General features: G+C 67.4%; 17 protein-coding genes. 7 read left to right on the forward strand and 10 right to left on the reverse strand.

Annotated elements, in window-relative coordinates:
* Nucleotides 1-34: 34 nt before the first annotated feature.
* The 5 genes from A7B20_RS04340 to A7B20_RS04360 all read right to left on the reverse strand — a co-directional run bounded on the left by A7B20_RS04340 (nt 35) and on the right by A7B20_RS04360 (nt 5,872).
* Nucleotides 35-1,540, reverse strand: coding sequence for a UxaA family hydrolase (locus A7B20_RS04340; protein ID WP_102107336.1), 1,506 nt, complete (start codon nt 1,538-1,540; stop codon nt 35-37).
* 36 nt (nt 1,541-1,576) lie between these two features.
* Nucleotides 1,577-2,521 (reverse strand): phytanoyl-CoA dioxygenase family protein, encoded by a 945-nt coding sequence (locus tag A7B20_RS04345; RefSeq protein WP_102107337.1) that lies wholly within the window; start codon nt 2,519-2,521, stop codon nt 1,577-1,579.
* Between the two features lie 4 nt (nt 2,522-2,525).
* Nucleotides 2,526-4,112, reverse strand: a complete 1,587-nt coding sequence (locus A7B20_RS04350) for a TRAP transporter large permease (RefSeq protein ID WP_102107338.1) — start codon at nt 4,110-4,112, stop codon at nt 2,526-2,528.
* A 51-nt stretch (nt 4,113-4,163) separates the two neighbouring features.
* Nucleotides 4,164-4,772: a TRAP transporter small permease subunit gene (locus A7B20_RS04355; protein WP_102107339.1), complete on the reverse strand. Its 609-nt coding sequence runs from the start codon at nt 4,770-4,772 to the stop codon at nt 4,164-4,166.
* 68 nt (nt 4,773-4,840) lie between these two features.
* Nucleotides 4,841-5,872, reverse strand: a complete 1,032-nt coding sequence (locus A7B20_RS04360) for a TRAP transporter substrate-binding protein (protein WP_102107340.1) — start codon at nt 5,870-5,872, stop codon at nt 4,841-4,843.
* A 183-nt stretch (nt 5,873-6,055) separates the two neighbouring features.
* Between A7B20_RS04360 and A7B20_RS04365 the strand changes: the two genes are divergently transcribed.
* From A7B20_RS04365 to A7B20_RS04390, 6 genes are all read left to right on the forward strand, one after another.
* On the forward strand, nt 6,056-6,748 hold the full coding sequence (locus A7B20_RS04365; RefSeq protein WP_102107341.1) for a GntR family transcriptional regulator: 693 nt from the start codon (nt 6,056-6,058) through the stop codon (nt 6,746-6,748).
* A gap of 144 nt (nt 6,749-6,892) precedes the next feature.
* Entirely contained in the window at nt 6,893-7,639 is a 747-nt protein-coding gene (locus A7B20_RS04370) for an SDR family oxidoreductase (RefSeq protein ID WP_102107342.1), read from the forward strand.
* A gap of 97 nt (nt 7,640-7,736) precedes the next feature.
* Nucleotides 7,737-9,530, forward strand: coding sequence for an IlvD/Edd family dehydratase (locus tag A7B20_RS04375; protein ID WP_102107343.1), 1,794 nt, complete (start codon nt 7,737-7,739; stop codon nt 9,528-9,530).
* Between the two features lie 27 nt (nt 9,531-9,557).
* Complete coding sequence (locus A7B20_RS04380) at nt 9,558-10,406, forward strand: fumarylacetoacetate hydrolase family protein (protein WP_102107344.1); 849 nt, start codon at nt 9,558-9,560, stop codon at nt 10,404-10,406.
* 15 nt (nt 10,407-10,421) lie between these two features.
* Nucleotides 10,422-11,381 carry a 2-hydroxyacid dehydrogenase gene (locus tag A7B20_RS04385; protein WP_216641167.1) on the forward strand — a complete coding sequence of 320 codons (960 nt, stop codon included), beginning with the start codon at nt 10,422-10,424 and terminating at the stop codon, nt 11,379-11,381.
* A 156-nt stretch (nt 11,382-11,537) separates the two neighbouring features.
* A complete protein-coding gene (locus tag A7B20_RS04390) occupies nt 11,538-12,443 on the forward strand; it encodes a LysR family transcriptional regulator (protein ID WP_102107345.1) in 906 nt (301 codons plus the stop codon).
* A 4-nt stretch (nt 12,444-12,447) separates the two neighbouring features.
* Here the strand turns inward: A7B20_RS04390 and A7B20_RS04395 are convergent, their stop codons facing one another.
* Genes A7B20_RS04395 through A7B20_RS04410 form a run of 4 tightly spaced genes read right to left on the reverse strand, consistent with a single transcriptional unit; the run spans nt 12,448 to nt 15,393 of the window.
* On the reverse strand, nt 12,448-13,371 hold the full coding sequence (locus A7B20_RS04395) for an OmpA family protein (RefSeq protein ID WP_172960961.1): 924 nt from the start codon (nt 13,369-13,371) through the stop codon (nt 12,448-12,450).
* Nucleotides 13,371-13,937, reverse strand: a complete 567-nt coding sequence (locus tag A7B20_RS04400) for a peroxidase-related enzyme (RefSeq protein ID WP_102107347.1) — start codon at nt 13,935-13,937, stop codon at nt 13,371-13,373. The genes A7B20_RS04395 and A7B20_RS04400 overlap by 1 nt, the downstream gene beginning before the upstream one ends.
* Entirely contained in the window at nt 13,934-14,665 is a 732-nt protein-coding gene (locus A7B20_RS04405) for a GNAT family N-acetyltransferase (protein ID WP_102107348.1), read from the reverse strand. Before A7B20_RS04405 ends, A7B20_RS04400 begins: the two co-directional genes overlap by 4 nt.
* Nucleotides 14,662-15,393: a competence/damage-inducible protein A gene (locus A7B20_RS04410; protein ID WP_102107349.1), complete on the reverse strand. Its 732-nt coding sequence runs from the start codon at nt 15,391-15,393 to the stop codon at nt 14,662-14,664. Before A7B20_RS04410 ends, A7B20_RS04405 begins: the two co-directional genes overlap by 4 nt.
* A gap of 126 nt (nt 15,394-15,519) precedes the next feature.
* On the opposite strand from A7B20_RS04410, the gene sfsA reads away from it, so the two are divergent.
* Nucleotides 15,520-16,233 (forward strand): DNA/RNA nuclease SfsA, encoded by a 714-nt coding sequence (gene sfsA / locus A7B20_RS04415; RefSeq protein WP_102107350.1) that lies wholly within the window; start codon nt 15,520-15,522, stop codon nt 16,231-16,233.
* Nucleotides 16,234-16,236: 3 nt separating this feature from the next.
* Here sfsA and A7B20_RS04420 read toward each other — a convergent pair whose 3' ends face one another.
* Nucleotides 16,237-16,881: a hypothetical protein gene (locus tag A7B20_RS04420; RefSeq protein ID WP_102107351.1), complete on the reverse strand. Its 645-nt coding sequence runs from the start codon at nt 16,879-16,881 to the stop codon at nt 16,237-16,239.
* Nucleotides 16,882-16,969 lie beyond the last annotated feature (88 nt).

The following is a 16,969-nucleotide window of genomic DNA, read 5'->3' on the forward strand; positions in this document are numbered from 1 at the left end:
AAGCAGGGGAGGGTGCGGGAGGGGATGGGGTGCATCACATCACCGCGCCGATCTGCCAGGGCACGAACTCGTAGTCGCCGAGGCCCTGGGCCTCGGACTTGCTCTTCTCGCCCGAGGCCACGCGCAGGATCATCTCGTAGATCTCGCGGCCCTTCTCCTCCAGCGTCGCGGCGCCGGTCAGCATGTCGCCGGCGTTCACGTCCATGTCCTCGATCATCCGGCCGTACATCTCGGAATTGGTCGCCACCTTGATCGTCGGCGCGGGTTTCGAGCCGAAGGCCGAGCCGCGGCCGGTCGTGAAGACCACAACGTTGCAGCCCCCCGCGATCTGGCCGGTGACCGAGGCGGGGTCGTAGCCGGGAGAATCCATGAAGGTGAAGCCTTTCGCCGTCACCTCTTCCGCGTACTTGTAGACGCCCATCAGCGGCGAGGTGCCGCCCTTCGCCGCCGCGCCCAGCGACTTCTCGAGGATCGTCGTCAGCCCGCCCTTCTTGTTGCCGGGCGAGGGGTTGTTGTCCATCGAGCCCTTGTTGCGGGTGGTGTAGTCCTTCCACCACTCGATCAGCCCCACCAGCTTCTCGCCCGTGGCGCGGTCCTTCGCGCGGCGGGTCAGGAGGTGCTCGGCCCCGTAGATCTCGGGCGTCTCGGCCAGAACGCCGGTGCCGCCCCGCGCCGCCAGCATGTCGCAGGCATGGCCCAGGGCCGGGTTCGCCGTGATCCCCGACCAGGCGTCCGAGCCGCCGCATTGCAGCGCCACCTTCAGCTCTGACACCGGGCACTCCGTCCGCTGCGCCTGGTTGGCGATGGGCAGCATCGCCTTCACCTTCTCGATCCCGAGTTCGATGGTCTTCCTCAGGCCCGCGACCCCCTGGATGTTCATCACCTGGAAGGTCGGCCCCTGCTTCAGCCCATAGGCCTCCAGCAGCCAGTCGATCTGGTTCATCTCGCAGCCGAGCCCGACCATCAGCACGCCCGCGTGGTTCGGATGCTTCGCGTAGCCCCACATCACCCGCTGCAGCGCCTCGAACCCGTCGCTGCCCTGCCCCGCCATGCCGCAGCCAGTGCCGTGGACGAAGGCGCAGACGCCGTCGACGTTGGGATAATCGGCCAGCTCCTCGGGCCCGAAATGGTCGGCGATCCGCCGCGCCGCGGTGGCCGAGCAGTTCACCGATGTCACGATGGCGATGTAGTTCCGCGTGCCCACCTTCCCGTTCTCGCGCCGGTAGCCCATGAAGGTGTCGCCCTCCGCAGGCGCGACCTCGCGCAGGTCGGTGGAATACTCGTAGTCCACGTCGGTGTTGCGGAACTCGACGTTCTGGGTGTGGACATGGGCGCCCGCCGGTATGTCCTCGCTCGCCAGGCCGATGAACTGCGAATACTTGCGGATCCGCTCACCCTTGGCGATGTCGCGGGTGGCGATCTTGTGGCCCGAGGGGATCAGCCCCGCGGTCACGATCCCTTCGATGGCATGGCCCGCGGGCAGGCTGCGGGTCGCCGTGACGACGTTGTCGTCGGCGTCGAGGCGGATGAAATCGGTCATGGTTCGGCTCTCTGTTGCGACGGGGCAGAGCCCGCCTTAGGCGCAGAACGGCGCGTCGCTCGTCCAGCGGTGAATGTCGATGTGGGGTGTCCGGGCCAGCCTGGTGCGGGCACTTTCCCAATCCTTCTTCCAAACGCGCCAGTCCCGCAAGGCGGTTTCAGGCGCCTTGCGGGATCGCGCGACGAAGGACGGGAACTGCGCCCGCCCCGTCGGCTGGCCGGTCCGGTTGTAGCGGATGTCGAAGGACCAGCGGATGCCGTCGGTCCCGTTCGGCAGCGAGGCATGGGGAATCAGCGGATGCAGCAGCACCACGCCCCCGGCCCCGACCGGCAGGGGCAGCGCCGCCGCCTCGTCCACGAAGCCGTCGGCGATGGCGGTCTGAAGCTTCGGACAATGGGGCAGCATCTCCTGCCCCGCATCCATCGGCACGACCTGGAGGCAGCCGTTTTCCACCGTCGCGTCGGTCATCGCGATCCAGACCGTCACCATGTCGGTCGCGTCCGCCTCGGCCAGCGCCACGGCGCGGTCCTGGTGCCAGTCGGTGCGGGTGATGTGGGCGCGCACCTCGCCGCTGCGCAGGTCGCGTGCGGGGGGTTTTATGCGGACGTGCTGGATCGGGTTCGAGGTGATCTCGGGCCCAACCAGGCTCTCGGCGATGTCCAGAAGACGCGGGCAGGTCAGCAGGTCGAACACCGCCGGGCCGAAATGCATCGGCGTCTCTTCGGTGATCCGGTCGCCGGGCAGCGAGATGTCCATCGGCTGGAACCAGTCGCAGCCCGCGCGGTAGGCCGCGATCAGCCGGGCCTCGAAGCCCTTGATGCCCCCGGGGACACGCCCCTCGTCCACCCATCCCCGATAGAGCCCGTCGAGCAGCCCCTCGTATTCCGTCCGGACCGCGGCCAGCACCGAAGGCGGCACCACGTCCTCGACCACGAGGAAGCCGCGCGCGGCGAAGTCGGCGGTCTGGGCCGGGGTCAGCATCGGGTCAGTCCTTGAAGAACATCGTCAGCTCGGGGAAGAACAGGATCAGCATCAGCACGAACAGCTGGATCCCGATGAAGGGCAGGAAGCCCTTGAAGATGTCGGGCAGCGTGATGTGCGGCGGCGCCACCGATTTCAGGTAGAAGGCGGCGGGGCCGAAGGGCGGCGACAGGAAGCTGACCTGCATGTTCACGCAGAACAGGATGCCGAACCAGACCGACAGGAACCGCGGGTCCTCGACCAGCGGGCTGAACACGCCGATCTCCTCGATCGGCAGCTTCAGCACGATGGGCAGGAACACCGGCATCACCAGCAGCACGATCCCGACCCAGTCCATGAAGGCGCCGAGGAACAGGAAGATGATCATCATCACCATCAGCACGCCCAGCGTCGGCAGCTCGTAGCCGAGGATCAGGTTCGCCACATAGGTCGGCCCGCCCGCGATGGTGTAGGCGCCGGCCAGGGCCGTGGCGCCGAAGGTCACCCAGATGATCGTCCCGGTGGACCGCCAGGTGCGCATAAGCGCCTCCTTCACCAAGGTGAACGAGAATTCGCCGCGCAGGACGATCAGCACCATCACCGCGACGCAACCCATGCCGGCCGCCTCGGTGATCCCGGTGATCCCGCCGTAGATCGAGCCGAGCACGACGCCCACCACCAGGAGCGGCGCCACCATCCCCTTGCCCACGTCCCAGGCGACGGCGATGCGCCTGGGCCGCACCACGAGGAACAGGTAGGCCAGCAGGGCGACGATGATCGCGCCGCGAATCGCCAGCTGGGTCGGCGACAGGAACGAGGTCTGGTCGTCGATCCGGTCGAAGCCGATCAGGAACAGGGTGCGGATGATGCTGACGCCCAGGAACAGGATCGCCAGCATCGACAGCAGGGCCGAGCCGTAGACGCGCTTCTCCTGCCCCGTCATGTCGTCGTCCGAAGGCTCGGGCAGCGGGGCGAGGGCCGGGTTCAGCTGCGTCCGGATGATGATGTAGAGCATGTAGCAGGCCGCCAGGATGAAGCCCGGCACGAACGCGCCCTTGAACAGCGCCTGGATCGAGGTCTCGGTGATCAGCCCGTAGAAGATCAGCACGATCGAGGGCGGGATCATCGTGCCGAGCGAGCCCGAGGCGCAGATCGTCCCGATGGCCAGGTTCTGGTCGTAGCCGAGGCGCAGCATCTGCGGCAGCGCGATCAGGCCCAGCAGCACCACCTCGCCACCGATGATCCCCGACATCGCGGCCATGATCACCGCCATCACCGAGGTGACCAGCGCGATGCCGCCCCGCGTCCGGTTCAGCCAGACCGACAGCGCGGTGTACATGTCCCGCGCGATGCCGGATCGTTCGAGCAACGTCGCCATTAATATGAACAAGGGCACCGAGATCAGGACGTAATCCGTCGTCAGCCCGTACATCCGCTGCGCGAGGATGTTCAGCGGCCCTGTCCCGAAGCTGCGGAACAGCAGGTCGGGGCCGAACTTCATCACCATCACGACGACGGCAAGGAAGCCGCTCGCGAAGCCCAGCGGCATGCCGATGGCCAGCAGCACCAGCATCCCCAGCAGCACAACCAGCGAAATCGTACCGACGTCCATTGCCTCAAACTCCCCGGAGTGCCGACCTTCGCCGTGCGTTTTGCCTGCGCCTCAGCCCTTCGGGGCGGGGCGGTTCTTCTTCGCCGCCAGATCGGCGTCGATCTTCGCCTGCGCGCGGCGGATCTCCTCGATGTCGAAGTCCACCTCGTCGGTCGCGTCGTGGGCCACGGGATCGCGGTTCCAGTCGTAGATCAGGTTGGAAATCGCCTGGAGCGTCACGAACAGCAGCGTCAGCAGGATCGCGGGCTTCATCGTCGCCGGGATCGGCGGATCCCAGGCGGTGCCGAACTTCTCCCACCGCATCATCTTCGCCCAGGCCTCGCCGAAGCCGCCGTAGATCACCGCGGCGCAGAAGATGACGATGCAGATGACGCCGATCGTGTCGAACACCCGCCGCACGTTGCGCGGCACGATGTCGTAGAGGATCACGATGCGGATGTGGCTGCGCTGCTGCATCGCGTAGAGGCCGGAGAACAGGTAGACGAACCCGCCCATCCACAGCGACGCCTCGTTCACCCAGAGCGTCGGCTCTTCCATGACGTAGCGCTTGAAGACTTCGTAGGACATGATGGTGACGATCACGGCCGGCAGGATCATCGCCAGCCGACTGAACCGCCAGGTGAAGAAATCCACCGGCCCCGTGCGTTCATGTTCGACCATGCCGCCCCCTTGTCGTCAGAAGATGGTGACGGGCGGCCCGGGTCCGGGGCCGCCCGCGGAACGACTGCTTACTTGTCGGCGACGAGGCCGAGGTCCGAGAGGTAGGACAGGTGCGATTCCACCAGCGCCTTGGCTTCCGGCGTGTCCGCGAACTCGGGCCAGGTGGCCTGGGCGGCGGCCCGGAACGCGGCCAGATCCTCTTCCGACCAGGCGCTCAGCGTCACGCCCTGCTCCTTCAGCTCGGCCGCCGCTTCGGCGTTGGCCTTCTCGAAGGTCAGCGCGGTGCGCAGCGCCAGGCTTTCCATCGCGGTCGAGATGATCGCGCGGTGATGCTCGGGCATCGAATCCCAGACGTTCTTGTTGCACGCCAGGTGGTCCGACGGCATCGAGTGGAAGCCCGGATAGTTGGTGTACTTCACGATGTCATAGAGACCCGCGGACTTGTTGTTGGCCAGGCCCGACATGTCGGTGGCGTCGATCACGCCGGTTTCCAGCGCGGTATAGACCTCGGTGAAGTCCATCACGATCGGCTTCGCGCCCAGCTTCTCGAAGATCTTCGTTTCCATGCCCGGGGGCGAGCGGAACTTGAACTCCTTCAGGTCGGCGACGCCGGTGATCGGCTTCTTCGAGGCAAGGCTTTCCTGCCCGTAGACCCACCAGCCGACCAGCTGCATGTCGAACTTGTTGTAAAGCTCCTGCGCCGCTTCCAGACCGCCGCCGTAGTACAGCCAGGACAGCTGCTGGTACGGGGTGGCGTAGCCGCCCATGATGTCGCCGACGAACTGGAACGCGCTGTTCTTGCCGGTCTGGTAGGCGCCGCCGGTCATGTCGCAGTCGAGGATCCCGGTCGCCGCGGCGTCGAAGGTCTCGACCGTCTTGACGACGGAGGACGAGAAGAAGGGCTCGATCTCGATCTCGCCGTTGCTCATCAGCTCGATCTTGTCGAAGAACTCCTGCGCCAGCTTGCCCGAGGTCTGCTCGGGGCTGTAGTGGGTCTGGATCCTGAGCTTGGTCGTCTGCGCCTCGGCGCCGGTCAGTGCCGCGCCGGTCACCAGGGCGGCTGCCGCGAGCGTCGCCGCGGCCTTCGTCATGACTGTCATTGGTGTCCTCCCAGACGGTTTTTTCGATCGCGCCCCGGTCCGTTCAACCGTTCTTGACGCAATGTTCAAAAACACTAGCAATCGAGGGACCGCCGAACAAGAAAATAATCAAAAAATATAAATCTTGAAATTTCGATCGGAAATCGATGATATCTGCCTGTGTCTTGGGAGGGGCGCGCAGAGATGAAGGACAAGACCGGGACCCCGGACATCTACGAGGATCTGCGGCATCGCCTGATCACCGGCCAGTTCGTGCCGGGTCAGAAGCTGAAGCCGGACGAGCTGCGCGGCGCCTACAACTGCTCGATCAACACCGTGCGCGAGGTGCTCCTGCGCCTGTCCTCGGCCGGGCTCGTCGGTTTCCAGGACCAGCGCGGCTTCCGCGCCCGCGATTCCTCGGTCCGCCACCAGCACGAGCTGACGCAGATGCGGATCCTGCTGGAGCAGGAGGGCGCGGTCCTGTCCATGCGTCGCGGCGGCCTTGCCTGGGAGGCGCGCCTGACCGCCGCCCACCACAAGCTCAGCCACATCGAATCGCAGATCGCCCTCAGCGGCCAGGTCGAACCCGTGCTCGACGTCTGGTGCGCGGCCGAGTGGGAGTTCCACGAGACGCTTCTGTCGGACTGCGGCTCGGACCTGATGCGCCGGACCTTCGCCAGCATCTACGATCAGTTCCGCCAGCAGCTCGTCACCCGCGAGCGCAACTACGGCTACTTCCCCGAGAACGTGGCCGAGCATCAGCGGATCGTCGACGCGGCCCTCGCCCGGGACGAGGCGCTGTGCCGCCAGCGGATCCACGAACACCTGTCGCGCAACCTGCTGCCCGGGGCCGAGACCGATGCGCCCGCCGCCCGCGCCAGCGGGGCCGCATGGTGAACGCGCTTCGCTCCCCCGGCGCCGCTTTGCCCTTGAACCCGCCGCACGCCCGCTCCACCAACGGGGCGGGCGCGGCCTGCCCTCTCCGGCCGACGACCCCGCGTCGCGGCCCCTTCCCGACCCCGAACCGCCAAGGAACATGACATGACGACCCCCAGACTTTCCGGCAAGCGCGCGCTTGTCACCGCCGCAGGACAGGGCATCGGCCGCGCCTCCGCCATCGCCATGGCCGAGGAGGGCGCCCATGTCTTCGCCACCGACGTGAACGAGAAGGCGCTGGCCGAACTGGCCTCGCTCGGCCACGACAACATCGAGACCTACGTGCTGGACGCCCGCAGCGACGAGTCGGTGAAGGAGGGCGTTGCGCGCGCCAACCCCGACGTGCTGTTCAACTGCGCGGGCTTCGTCCACGCGGGCACCGTTCTGGACTGCACGGACGAGGACTGGGACTTCGCCTTCGACCTGAACGTGCGGTCCCAGTGGCGCACCATCAGGAACGCCCTGCCGGGGATGCTGGAGCGCGGGGGCGGTTCGATCATCAACATGTCGTCCGCCTGCTCCTCGATCATCGGCGCGCCGAACCGCTTCGTCTACGGCACCACCAAGGCCGCGGTCATCGGCCTGACCAAGTCGGTGGCGATCGAGTACATCACCAGGGGCATCCGCTGTAATTGCATCTGCCCCGGCACCGTCGAATCGCCCTCGCTGCACGAGCGCCTGAAGGCCACCGGCGACTACGAGAAGGCGATGAAGGAATTCGTCGCCCGCCAGCCCATGGGCCGCATCGCCAAGGCCGAGGAGATCGCGGCGCTGGTCGTGTACCTCGCCAGCGACGAGAGCGCCTTCACCACCGGCCAGCCCCACATCATCGACGGCGGCTGGAGCAACTGACGCCTGACGCGCTCCGCGCGGCGAGCGTCCGAGGCCGGAAAAATCGGCGGGGTTATCGCGCGACCCCGCACAAATTGTGCAGACGGGAGTCATACGCATGTCTGACGCGGATCATACACCTAAACTGCGGTCGCAGAAGTGGTTCAACAACCCCGACAACCCCGAGATGACGGCGCTCTACCTCGAGCGGTACCTGAACTACGGCCTGACCCGCGCCGAGCTTCAGTCCGGCAAGCCCATCATCGGCATCGCCCAGACCGGCAGCGACCTAAGCCCTTGTAATCGCCACCATATCGAGCTGTCCAAGCGGGTGCGCGACGGGGTGATCGCCGCAGGCGGCACGGTGATCGAGATCCCGGTGCACCCGATCCAGGAGACGGGCAAGCGCCCGACGGCGATGCTGGACCGCAACCTCGCCTACCTGTCGCTGGTCGAAACGCTCTACGGCTATCCCATCGACGGCGTGGTGCTGAACATCGGCTGCGACAAGACCACCCCGGCCCTGCTGATGGCCGCCGCCACCGTCAACATCCCCGCCATCGCCCTCTCGGTCGGGCCGATGCTGAACGGCTGGTTCAACGGCCAGCGCACGGGATCGGGCACCATCGTCTGGAAGGCGCGCGAGATGCACGCGGCGGGCGAGATCGACGATGACGGCTTCATGGAGATGGTGGCAAGCTCGACCCCTTCGGTCGGCTACTGCAACACCATGGGCACCGCGACCACGATGAACTCGCTGGCCGAGGCGCTCGGGATGCAGCTGCCGGGATCGGCCGCGATTCCCGCGCCCTACCGCGAGCGCGGGCAGATCAGCTATGAAACCGGCCTCCGGATCGTCGAGATGGTGAACGAGGACCTGAAGCCCTCCGACATCATGACCCGCGAGGCGTTCGAGAACGCGATCGTCGTCAACTCCGCCATCGGCGGGTCGACCAACGCGCCGATCCACCTGAACGGCATCGCCCGCCACCTCGGGATCGAGCTCTCGAACGACGACTGGCAGGGGATCGGCCACAAGGTGCCGCTGCTGGTGAACCTCCAGCCCGCGGGCGAATACCTGGGCGAGGACTATCATCGCGCGGGCGGCGTTCCGGCGGTGATCGGCGAGTTGCTGAAGGCCGGGATGCTGCCCCATCCGCAGGCGCTGACGGCGAACGGCAGGACGATGGAGGAGAACTGCGGCGGGCGGCTGACGGCCAACCCGCAGGTGATCCATTCGACCGAGACGCCGATCCTGAAGGATGCCGGGTTCATCAACCTGAAGGGCAACCTCTTCGACAGCGCGATCATGAAGACCTCGGTCATCTCGAAGGAATTCCGCGACCGCTACCTTTCGAACCCCGACGACCCCGAAGCCTTCGAGGGCACCGCGGTGGTCTTCGACGGCCCCGAGGATTTCCACCACCGGATCGACGACGAAAGCCTCGGCGTGACCGAGCACTCGATCCTCATCATGCGCGGCGCCGGGCCCATCGGCTATCCGGGCGGGGCCGAGGTGGTGAACATGCGGCCCCCCGCCTACCTGCTCAAGCGCGGCATCCACGCCCTGCCCTGCCTTGGCGACGGGCGGCAGTCGGGCACCTCCGGCAGCCCCTCGATCCTGAACGCCTCGCCCGAGGCGGCGGACGGCGGCGGGCTGGCGCTGGTGCAGACGGGCGACCGGCTGCGGATCGACCTCCGGAAATGCACCGCGAACATGCTGGTGGACGACGCCGAGCTCGACCGCCGCCGCGCGTCGCTGGGCGAACGCCCCTTCGCCCCCGACAGCCAGACCCCCTGGCAGGAGATCTTCCGCGAGAAGGTCCGCCCGTTCAGCGAGGGCATGACCCTGAAGGGCGCCGACGCCTACCGCGACATCGCCCACAAGGGCCTGCCGCGCGACAACCACTGAACCGACAAAAAAACGAGGAGACACACCATGAAACTCGTCCGCTACGGCGAACCCGGTGCCGAGAAGCCCGGCCTGATCGACGCCGAAGGCAAGATCCGCGACCTCTCGGGCCATGTGTCCGACATCACCGGCGCGGTCCTGTCGGACGGCGAACTGGACAAGCTGCGCGCGCTCGACCCGGCCGACCTGCCGCTGGTCGAGGGCAACCCCCGCTTCGGCCCCTGCGTCGGCAACATCGGCAAGTTCATGTGCATCGGCCTGAACTATTCCGACCACGCCGCCGAATCGAACCTGCCGATCCCCGAGCATCCGATCCTGTTCATGAAGGCGACCAGCGCCGTCGTCGGCCCGAACGACGACGTCTACATCCCCCGCGGATCGACCCAGACCGACTGGGAGGTCGAGCTGGGCGTCGTGATCGGCACCCGCTGCAAGTACGTGAGCGAGGAGGACGCGCTGAACTACGTCGCCGGCTACTGCGTGATCGACGACGTGTCCGAGCGGCACTTCCAGACCAAGCTCTCGGGCAACTGGACCAAGGGCAAGAGCTGCGACACCTTCGGCCCCACGGGCCCCTGGCTGGTGACGCGGGACGAGGTGGGCGATCCGCAGCAACTGGGCATGTGGCTGGACGTCAACGGCAAGCGCATGCAGACCGGCAACACCAACACCATGATCTTCACGGTGGCCCAGATCATCAGCCACCTGAGCCAGCTGATGACCCTGCATCCCGGCGACGTGATCTCGACCGGGACGCCTCCGGGCGTGGGCATGGGCATGAAGCCCGAACCCGTCTACCTGAAGGAGGGCGACACCATCACCCTCGCCATCGACAAGCTGGGCCAGCAGACCCAGTCCGTCAAACAGGACGCGTAAGCGAAAGGCCTTTCCATGAAACCCGGACTCCTCCTCATCGGCGGCGCGACCCAGCGGATGCTGGATCGCTTCACCGCCGAGTTCACCCTGCACAAGCTGGCCGACATCGACGACCTGCCCGCCTTCCTGAAGGACCACGGGGACAGCATCGTCGCCGTGGCGACCAACGGCGGCGCCGGGGTGAAGCCCGAGATCATGGACGGGCTGCCGAACCTGAAGGTCGTCAGCTGCTATGGCGTGGGCTACGACGCGATCGACGTCGATACCTGCGTCAAGCGCGGCATCCTCGTGTCGCACACGCCGAACGTGCTGAACGACGACGTGGCGAACACGGCGATCCTGCTGATGCTGGCCGCGATGCGCGATCTCGTTTTCAACGATGCCTACGTCCGCGCGGGCCGGTGGGAAAAGGAGGGCAGCACGCCCCTCACCCGCTCGCCCGAGAACCGGACGGTGGGGATCGTCGGGCTGGGCCGCATCGGCGAGACCATCGCGAAGAAGCTCGCCGCCTTCCAGTCGCGGGTGATCTACCACTCGCGAAACAGGAAGGACGGCGTGCCCTACGAATACTTCGGCGACCTGGTTGAGATGGCGAAGGAAAGCGACGTCCTGATCGTCATCACCCCCGGCGGCCCGGCCACCAACAAGCTGGTGAACCGGGAGGTGATCGAGGCGCTCGGGCCGGAAGGCACCCTCGTCAACGTCGCCCGCGGCACCGTGGTGGACGAGGCCGAGATGGTGAAGGCGCTCCAGGACGGTCGGCTGGGCTGGGCCGGGCTCGACGTGTTCGAGGCCGAGCCGAAGGTTCCGGCCGAGCTGTTCTCGATGAACAACGTCACGCTTCTGCCCCATGTCGCCAGCGCCACCCACGAGACGCGGCAGGCCATGGGCGATCTCGTCTGCGACAACCTCTCGCAGTTCCTGAAGGACGGGACGGTGCAGACGCCGGTCCCCGAGTGCGTTCACCTGACGTAAACAATTGAAAAGTCCCGCTGCCGCATCGGTGGCGGGGCGTTTCCCCTGACCCCACGATGGGGTCCGTATCCCGATATTGTCGCCGCCGCTCCCCATTCATGCCCAGATTGTCTGCGAATTCGTAACGCCAAGGGGCCAGAGAATTCGAGGACAAAGATGGACAGACTGACCGAGATGGAGGCCTTCGCGACCGTGGTTGACCAGGGGGGCTTCACGGATGCCGCCAAGAAGATGGGGATCTCCAAGTCCGCGGTGTCCAAGCATGTCTCCTCGCTCGAGGCCCGGCTGGGCGCCCGGCTGCTGAACCGTACCACCCGCCGCGTCAGCCCGACCGAGATCGGCCTCGCCTACTATGACCGCGCCCGCCGGGTGCTGAACGACGCCGGAGAGGCGGACAGCCTCGTGACCTCGATGCAATCCGCGCCCTCGGGACTGCTTCGCATCAGCGTGGCGACGGATTTCGGGGTCAATCACCTGTCGCCGATCCTCGGCGATTTCCTGTCCGAGTTTCCCGACATCACCGTGAACATGGTGCTGAACAACCGCTTCGTCGAGCTGATCTCGGAAGGCTTCGACATGGCCGTGCGCATCGGCGAGCTCGAGGACAGCACGCTGCGCGCCCGCAAGCTGACCGAGACGACCAAGCGGATGATCGGCGCGCCCAGCTATTTCAAGCAGTTCGGCCGCCCTGCCAAGATCGACGACCTGAACGAGCACAAGCTGCTGCACTATTCCAGCCAGTCGAACGGCGCGGTCTGGAAGCTGACCGCGCCCTCGGGCGAGAAGCGGCAGGTCAGGACGGCAGGCTGGCTTTCCGTCAACGACGGCCAGTCGCTGCTGAACGCCGCCATCTCCGGCCTCGGCATCGCCTATCTGCCCAGCTTCCTCTATGCCGACGCCATGGCCAAGGGGCTGGTGGAAGAGGCGATCCCGGACCTGCCGGTGGAAAGCCAGGGGATCTATGCGGTCTATCCGCCGGGCCGGTTCACGCAGCCCAAGGTGCGCGCCTTCATCGACTTCCTCGTGCACGCCTTCGCCGACAAGGGCCCCGACATCTGGTGAGGCCTCAGGGCGTCAGGATCGCCTCGACCCGCCGGTTCGCCAGTCGCCCGTCATCGGTGCTGTTGCTGGCCCTCGGCGCGAGGAATCCGACACCCTCGAACCGCAGCCGGTCGCGCGGCGCGCCATAGTCGCGCACCAGCCGGTCCATCACCGATTTCGCCCGCCTTTTCGACAGCGCGATGTTGGCGGCCAGCGCCCCCTCGTCGTCGGTGTGTCCGACCAGGGTCAGCGACTGCCCCGGGTTGTCGCGCAGGTAGGCCGCAAGCTGGTTGAGCGAATCGAACTGCCCCTCCTCCAAGTCGGCGGACCCCGTGCCGAACAGCAGGTCGTCGAGCGGCGCGCGCCCCGCCTGGCGCAACTCGGCCGTGACGTCCCCGCTTTCGCGCGGCAGCAGCGGATCGACCGACTTGGTCGAGGTGGCGATCACCGCCGGTTCCGCCTCGGGCGGGCTGATGCGCGTCATCTGCACGAACCCAGCCTGCGGCGCCCGGCTGACCAGCAGCGCCACCGCGTCGCCCTCGCCCTTCTGCGCCATGAGATAGCGGAAATCGCCGAGATCGACATGCATGTCCGGTTCGTTCACCACGTCCATCGCATAGCGGAAGTCGAAGCCGCCGCAGCCGACGTCCTGGCATTCGAACACCACGTCATAGCCGTCCTCGGTCAGCTGCCGACGCAGGGGCGACAGAAGCTGCGTCGTCGTGATCCCCTGCACCGGGATCTTCCACGCCTTGCGCGTCACCTGCCCCTCGACCGCCCGCGTCTGCACCGCACCGTCGGCGAAGGCCGAGACCGGCAGCGATTCCCGCCCCTCGGCCACCAGCCGCTGCGCGGTCAGGGTGCCGCGCGCCGGAAAGTCAAGCGTCAGGGCCGCCGCCAGCTGCGGCAGGGCCGCGAGGCACAGGGCGCATATCGTGGTTCTCGGCATCATCGGTATGAAGCGTGATACTCCGGATTCGGTTTCATGTCGGTTGCCGTCGCCACCCGGTTCGTCATGTTGAAGAAGCCCGCGACCGACGCGATGTCCCAGATGTCGCGGTCGCTGAACCCCGCCTCCCGCAGGGTCGCGCGGTCGGTGTCGTCGACGCTGTGGCAGGATTCTGTCAATTTTGCGGCAAAGGAAAGCATGGCCTTCTGGCGTGGCTCCAATGCCGCAACCCGCCAGTTCAGCACGATCTGCTCGCCCAGGATCGGGTCGCCGGAGAGCTGGCGCACCGCCGCGCCATGGGCCACGAGGCAGTAGAAGCAGCGGTTCACCGAGGACACGACCACCGCGATCATCTCGCGTTCCAGCTTCGTCAGGTTCGACTCGCCCAGCATCAGGTCGTTGTACATGGCGGTGAAGGCGTTCAGCTTGGCGATGTCGAAGGCATGGGCCTTCAGCACGTTCGGCACCATCCCGAGCTTTTCCTGGCAGATGTCGAAGTATTTCCGCGTCGCCTCGGGCAGCGGATCGACCATCGGCAGGTCCAGGGCGGTGGGGCTGTCGGTCATCGCGTGTCTCCCTTGATGCGGTAATGATAGCGCGCGGCCACCTCCATCCCAAGCGCGGCATAAAGCGCGTTGGCCCCCGCGTTCGCCTCGGTCACGAGGACGGCCATGTGCGTCGCGCCGTGACCGGCGGCCCAGATGGCGGCCTGGCGCATGACGTTGACGGCCGTGCCCTGCCGGCGCAGGGCGCGGCGCACCTCCAGCGCGTGCAGCATGGCGATGCCGTCGTGGATGGCGACGAAGGCCGAGGCGGCGGGCTTGTCCGCCGTGCGGCCCAGGATGCCGGTCTTCACGCCCCTGACCCGCGCCATCACCGCCTGCCGGTCCGCGCCCACGCCGCCCTCGGCCCAGATGTCGCGCATGATCTGGAGCGGCTCCCAGATGGTGAAGGCCGAGACGCGCGGCGGCCTCTCGGACGCCAGCCCGCCGATCGGGCAGACCCGCACAACGGTCGGGTCCGCCACGTCATAGCCCGCAGCCGCCAGCGCGTCGTCGAAGGCGCCGCCTCCCTGTTCCAGCCGGAACAGCGGCGGCTGGCCCAGCGACTGCATCGCGGCGGCGGCGGCGTCGATGTCGTCGGGGCCGAGCCTGCCGTGCAGTGTTGCCGCCGACACCCGCTTGCCCCCGCCCTTGCCCTCGCGCAGGCGGAACGGGTCGAGCTCGATGGTCCGTGCCGCGGGCCAGGTCGCCTCCATCGCGGCGAACAGCGCCTCGGGGGCAGGCGCGCTCATGCGGGGGTGCCCGGAAACAGCTGCGCCAGCTTCGCCATCGCCGCGCTGACCATGGGCCCGTCGGTGCCGCGGATCACGATGTTGGTGCCATAGGCCCCGTCGCGCTGGAACGGGTAGGAGCCGATGGAAAGCTCGGGATACTCCGCCGCCAGTTCCCCCAGCGGACCGGCCACGTCGCCTTCGCCGCGGTCGATCCTCAGCGTCTGGCTTTGCAGCGGCGCGCCGCCCGTCAGCTTCGGCAGGACCGAGGCGACCATCGCCTGGAACACCGTCGGCACCCCCGCCATCACATGGACATTGCCAAGGGTGAAGCCCGGCGCCACCGACACCGGGTTCTCGATCAGCGTCGCCCCCTCGGGGATCCGCGCCATCCGCATCCGGGCCGCGTTGAACTCCATCCCTTGCCGGTCGTAATGGGCGGCCATCAGCGCGCGCGCATCGTCACGCACGTCGATTGAAACGCCGAAGGCGGCGGCGATGCAGTCGGCCGTGATGTCGTCGTGGGTCGGTCCGATCCCGCCCGAGGTGAAGACGTGGTCGGCCCTGTCCTTCAGCTCGCGAACCGCCGTCATGATGGCGTCGCGGCTGTCCGACACCACCCGCACCTCGACCAGCGTGATGCCTCGGCGCGTCAGCTCGCCCGCGAGGTGGTGCATGTTGGAATCGCGAGTGCGCCCCGACAGGATCTCGTCTCCGATCACAAGCATCGCGGCGGTCGGGTTCGGCATGAAGGCTCTCCGTGTGACTGTCGTTCCGGGCTAGTCCAATCCGCGGGCCGAGGCGAGTCGCTTCGCGCCGGGCCGCGGCGGCGGCGGCGCTTTTGCTGCGCGGCGTGTTCTGATAGCGCAGGCGCCATGCTGTTTCCCACACCCCTCGTTCCCGGACGCCTGTTGCGCCGCTGGAACCGCTTCCTCTGCGAGGCCGTGCTCGACACCGGCGAAACCGTGCGCGCCCATTGCCCCAACCCCGGCGCGATGCTGGGGCTGAAGGACCCGGGCCTGCGCGTCTGGCTCGAGCCCAACGACGATCCGCGCCGAAAGTTGCGCCACGGCTGGCGGCTGGTGGAATTCGGCGACGGCCACTGGGCGGGGATCGACACCGCCGTGCCGAACCGGGTGGTGCGCGAGGCGCTGGAGGCACGGCAGATCGCGCCCCTGGCAGGCTATGGCGGGGTCCGCCCCGAGGTCGCCTATGGCACCCGCAGCCGGGTGGATTTCCTGCTGACCGAACCCGGCCTGCCCGACGCCTATGTCGAGGTGAAGAACGTCCACCTGAGGCGCGAGGACGACTGGGCCGAGTTTCCCGACTGCGTGACCGAGCGCGGCGCGAAGCACCTGCGCGAGCTGGTCGAGGTCGCGGCACAGGGGCACCGGGCGGTGATGCTGTACCTCGTGCAGCGCACAGACTGCGCGCGGCTCAGGATGGCGGGCGACCTCGACCCGGGCTATGCGGCGGCCTTCGCCGCGGCGGCACACTCCGGGGTGGAGATGCTGTGCTACGACACCCGGATCGACCCCATGGGCGTGCGGCTGGGCCGCCCGCTGCCGGTGGAGGTGCCGGGCCTCTAGGGATCACTCCGGGTCGGGCACCTTCAGGGCATCGTCATAGGTCAGGGTCGACACGTTCCGGTCCATCGTCATCCCCTCCTGCCAGCTCGCCACGTGCTCGGTCGTCTCCCACCGGACCGGCAGGCGGGTCCCGGGGTCGAGCCAGACCTCCTCCTTCGCGCCCCACCACGAATTGCCGCGCGCCGGGTGCGGATCCACCTTCGTGCGGTAGCGATACACCAGGCGCGGCCCCTCGGGCGTCTCGGTCAGGCCGGGGCAGTCCACCTCGGTCAGGTTCGCGGCCATGCTCTGCGGCACCTGGCGCTGCGCGGCTTCCATGTCCTCGGTCATCATCTGGCCCATCGGGGTCCATGGCCCCTCGGGCGAGGTGCCCATCCAGGCATCGCGGCCGATCATCAGCATGTACTGCCCGCTGCCGCGCACACCGCTGATCTGGCGCACGGGGCTTTCCACGATCGTGTCCGACGTGCTGACGAGCGTGCCGTCGGGGGAGTAGCTTTCCTGCACCTGCCGGAAGGGCGGGCGCCGGAAGGGGTCGAGCGGCCCGTCGAACAGGGCGCGGATCTCGGCCAGGCAGGCGGCATCGTCCTGCGCCACGGCCATGGACGGCACCGCCACCATCAGAACCAGAACCGTCCATCGCGCCATCTTCCGCCTCTCCACAGTGTGACCCAAGGTCAACCTTACGGCCCGGAAATGGCCTTGCAACCCCGTCGGGGGTGGTAGAAAGGGGCGC

It is taken from the genome of Oceaniglobus roseus (assembly GCF_002869745.1).
Taxonomy (GTDB): Bacteria; Pseudomonadota; Alphaproteobacteria; order Rhodobacterales; family Rhodobacteraceae; genus Oceaniglobus; species Oceaniglobus roseus.

What these genes read in the sequence shown, in the direction of transcription:
- A7B20_RS04420 (WP_102107351.1), bottom strand. Translation starts at nt 16,881, where the DNA reads ATGGCGCGATGGACGGTTCTGGTTCTGATGGTGGCGGTGCCGTCCATG.
- A7B20_RS04405 (WP_102107348.1), bottom strand. Translation starts at nt 14,665, where the DNA reads ATGAGCGCGCCTGCCCCCGAGGCGCTGTTCGCCGCGATGGAGGCGACC.
- A7B20_RS04400 (WP_102107347.1), bottom strand. Translation starts at nt 13,937, where the DNA reads ATGACCGACAGCCCCACCGCCCTGGACCTGCCGATGGTCGATCCGCTG.
- A7B20_RS04385 (WP_216641167.1), top strand. Translation starts at nt 10,422, where the DNA reads ATGAAACCCGGACTCCTCCTCATCGGCGGCGCGACCCAGCGGATGCTG.
- A7B20_RS04350 (WP_102107338.1), bottom strand. Translation starts at nt 4,112, where the DNA reads ATGGACGTCGGTACGATTTCGCTGGTTGTGCTGCTGGGGATGCTGGTG.
- A7B20_RS04345 (WP_102107337.1), bottom strand. Translation starts at nt 2,521, where the DNA reads ATGCTGACCCCGGCCCAGACCGCCGACTTCGCCGCGCGCGGCTTCCTC.
- A7B20_RS04380 (WP_102107344.1), top strand. Translation starts at nt 9,558, where the DNA reads ATGAAACTCGTCCGCTACGGCGAACCCGGTGCCGAGAAGCCCGGCCTG.
- A7B20_RS04355 (WP_102107339.1), bottom strand. Translation starts at nt 4,772, where the DNA reads ATGGTCGAACATGAACGCACGGGGCCGGTGGATTTCTTCACCTGGCGG.
- A7B20_RS04340 (WP_102107336.1), bottom strand. Translation starts at nt 1,540, where the DNA reads ATGACCGATTTCATCCGCCTCGACGCCGACGACAACGTCGTCACGGCG.
- A7B20_RS04360 (WP_102107340.1), bottom strand. Translation starts at nt 5,872, where the DNA reads ATGACAGTCATGACGAAGGCCGCGGCGACGCTCGCGGCAGCCGCCCTG.
- A7B20_RS04365 (WP_102107341.1), top strand. Translation starts at nt 6,056, where the DNA reads ATGAAGGACAAGACCGGGACCCCGGACATCTACGAGGATCTGCGGCAT.
- A7B20_RS04375 (WP_102107343.1), top strand. Translation starts at nt 7,737, where the DNA reads ATGTCTGACGCGGATCATACACCTAAACTGCGGTCGCAGAAGTGGTTC.
- sfsA (WP_102107350.1), top strand. Translation starts at nt 15,520, where the DNA reads ATGCTGTTTCCCACACCCCTCGTTCCCGGACGCCTGTTGCGCCGCTGG.
- A7B20_RS04395 (WP_172960961.1), bottom strand. Translation starts at nt 13,371, where the DNA reads ATGCCGAGAACCACGATATGCGCCCTGTGCCTCGCGGCCCTGCCGCAG.
- A7B20_RS04390 (WP_102107345.1), top strand. Translation starts at nt 11,538, where the DNA reads ATGGACAGACTGACCGAGATGGAGGCCTTCGCGACCGTGGTTGACCAG.
- A7B20_RS04370 (WP_102107342.1), top strand. Translation starts at nt 6,893, where the DNA reads ATGACGACCCCCAGACTTTCCGGCAAGCGCGCGCTTGTCACCGCCGCA.
- A7B20_RS04410 (WP_102107349.1), bottom strand. Translation starts at nt 15,393, where the DNA reads ATGCCGAACCCGACCGCCGCGATGCTTGTGATCGGAGACGAGATCCTG.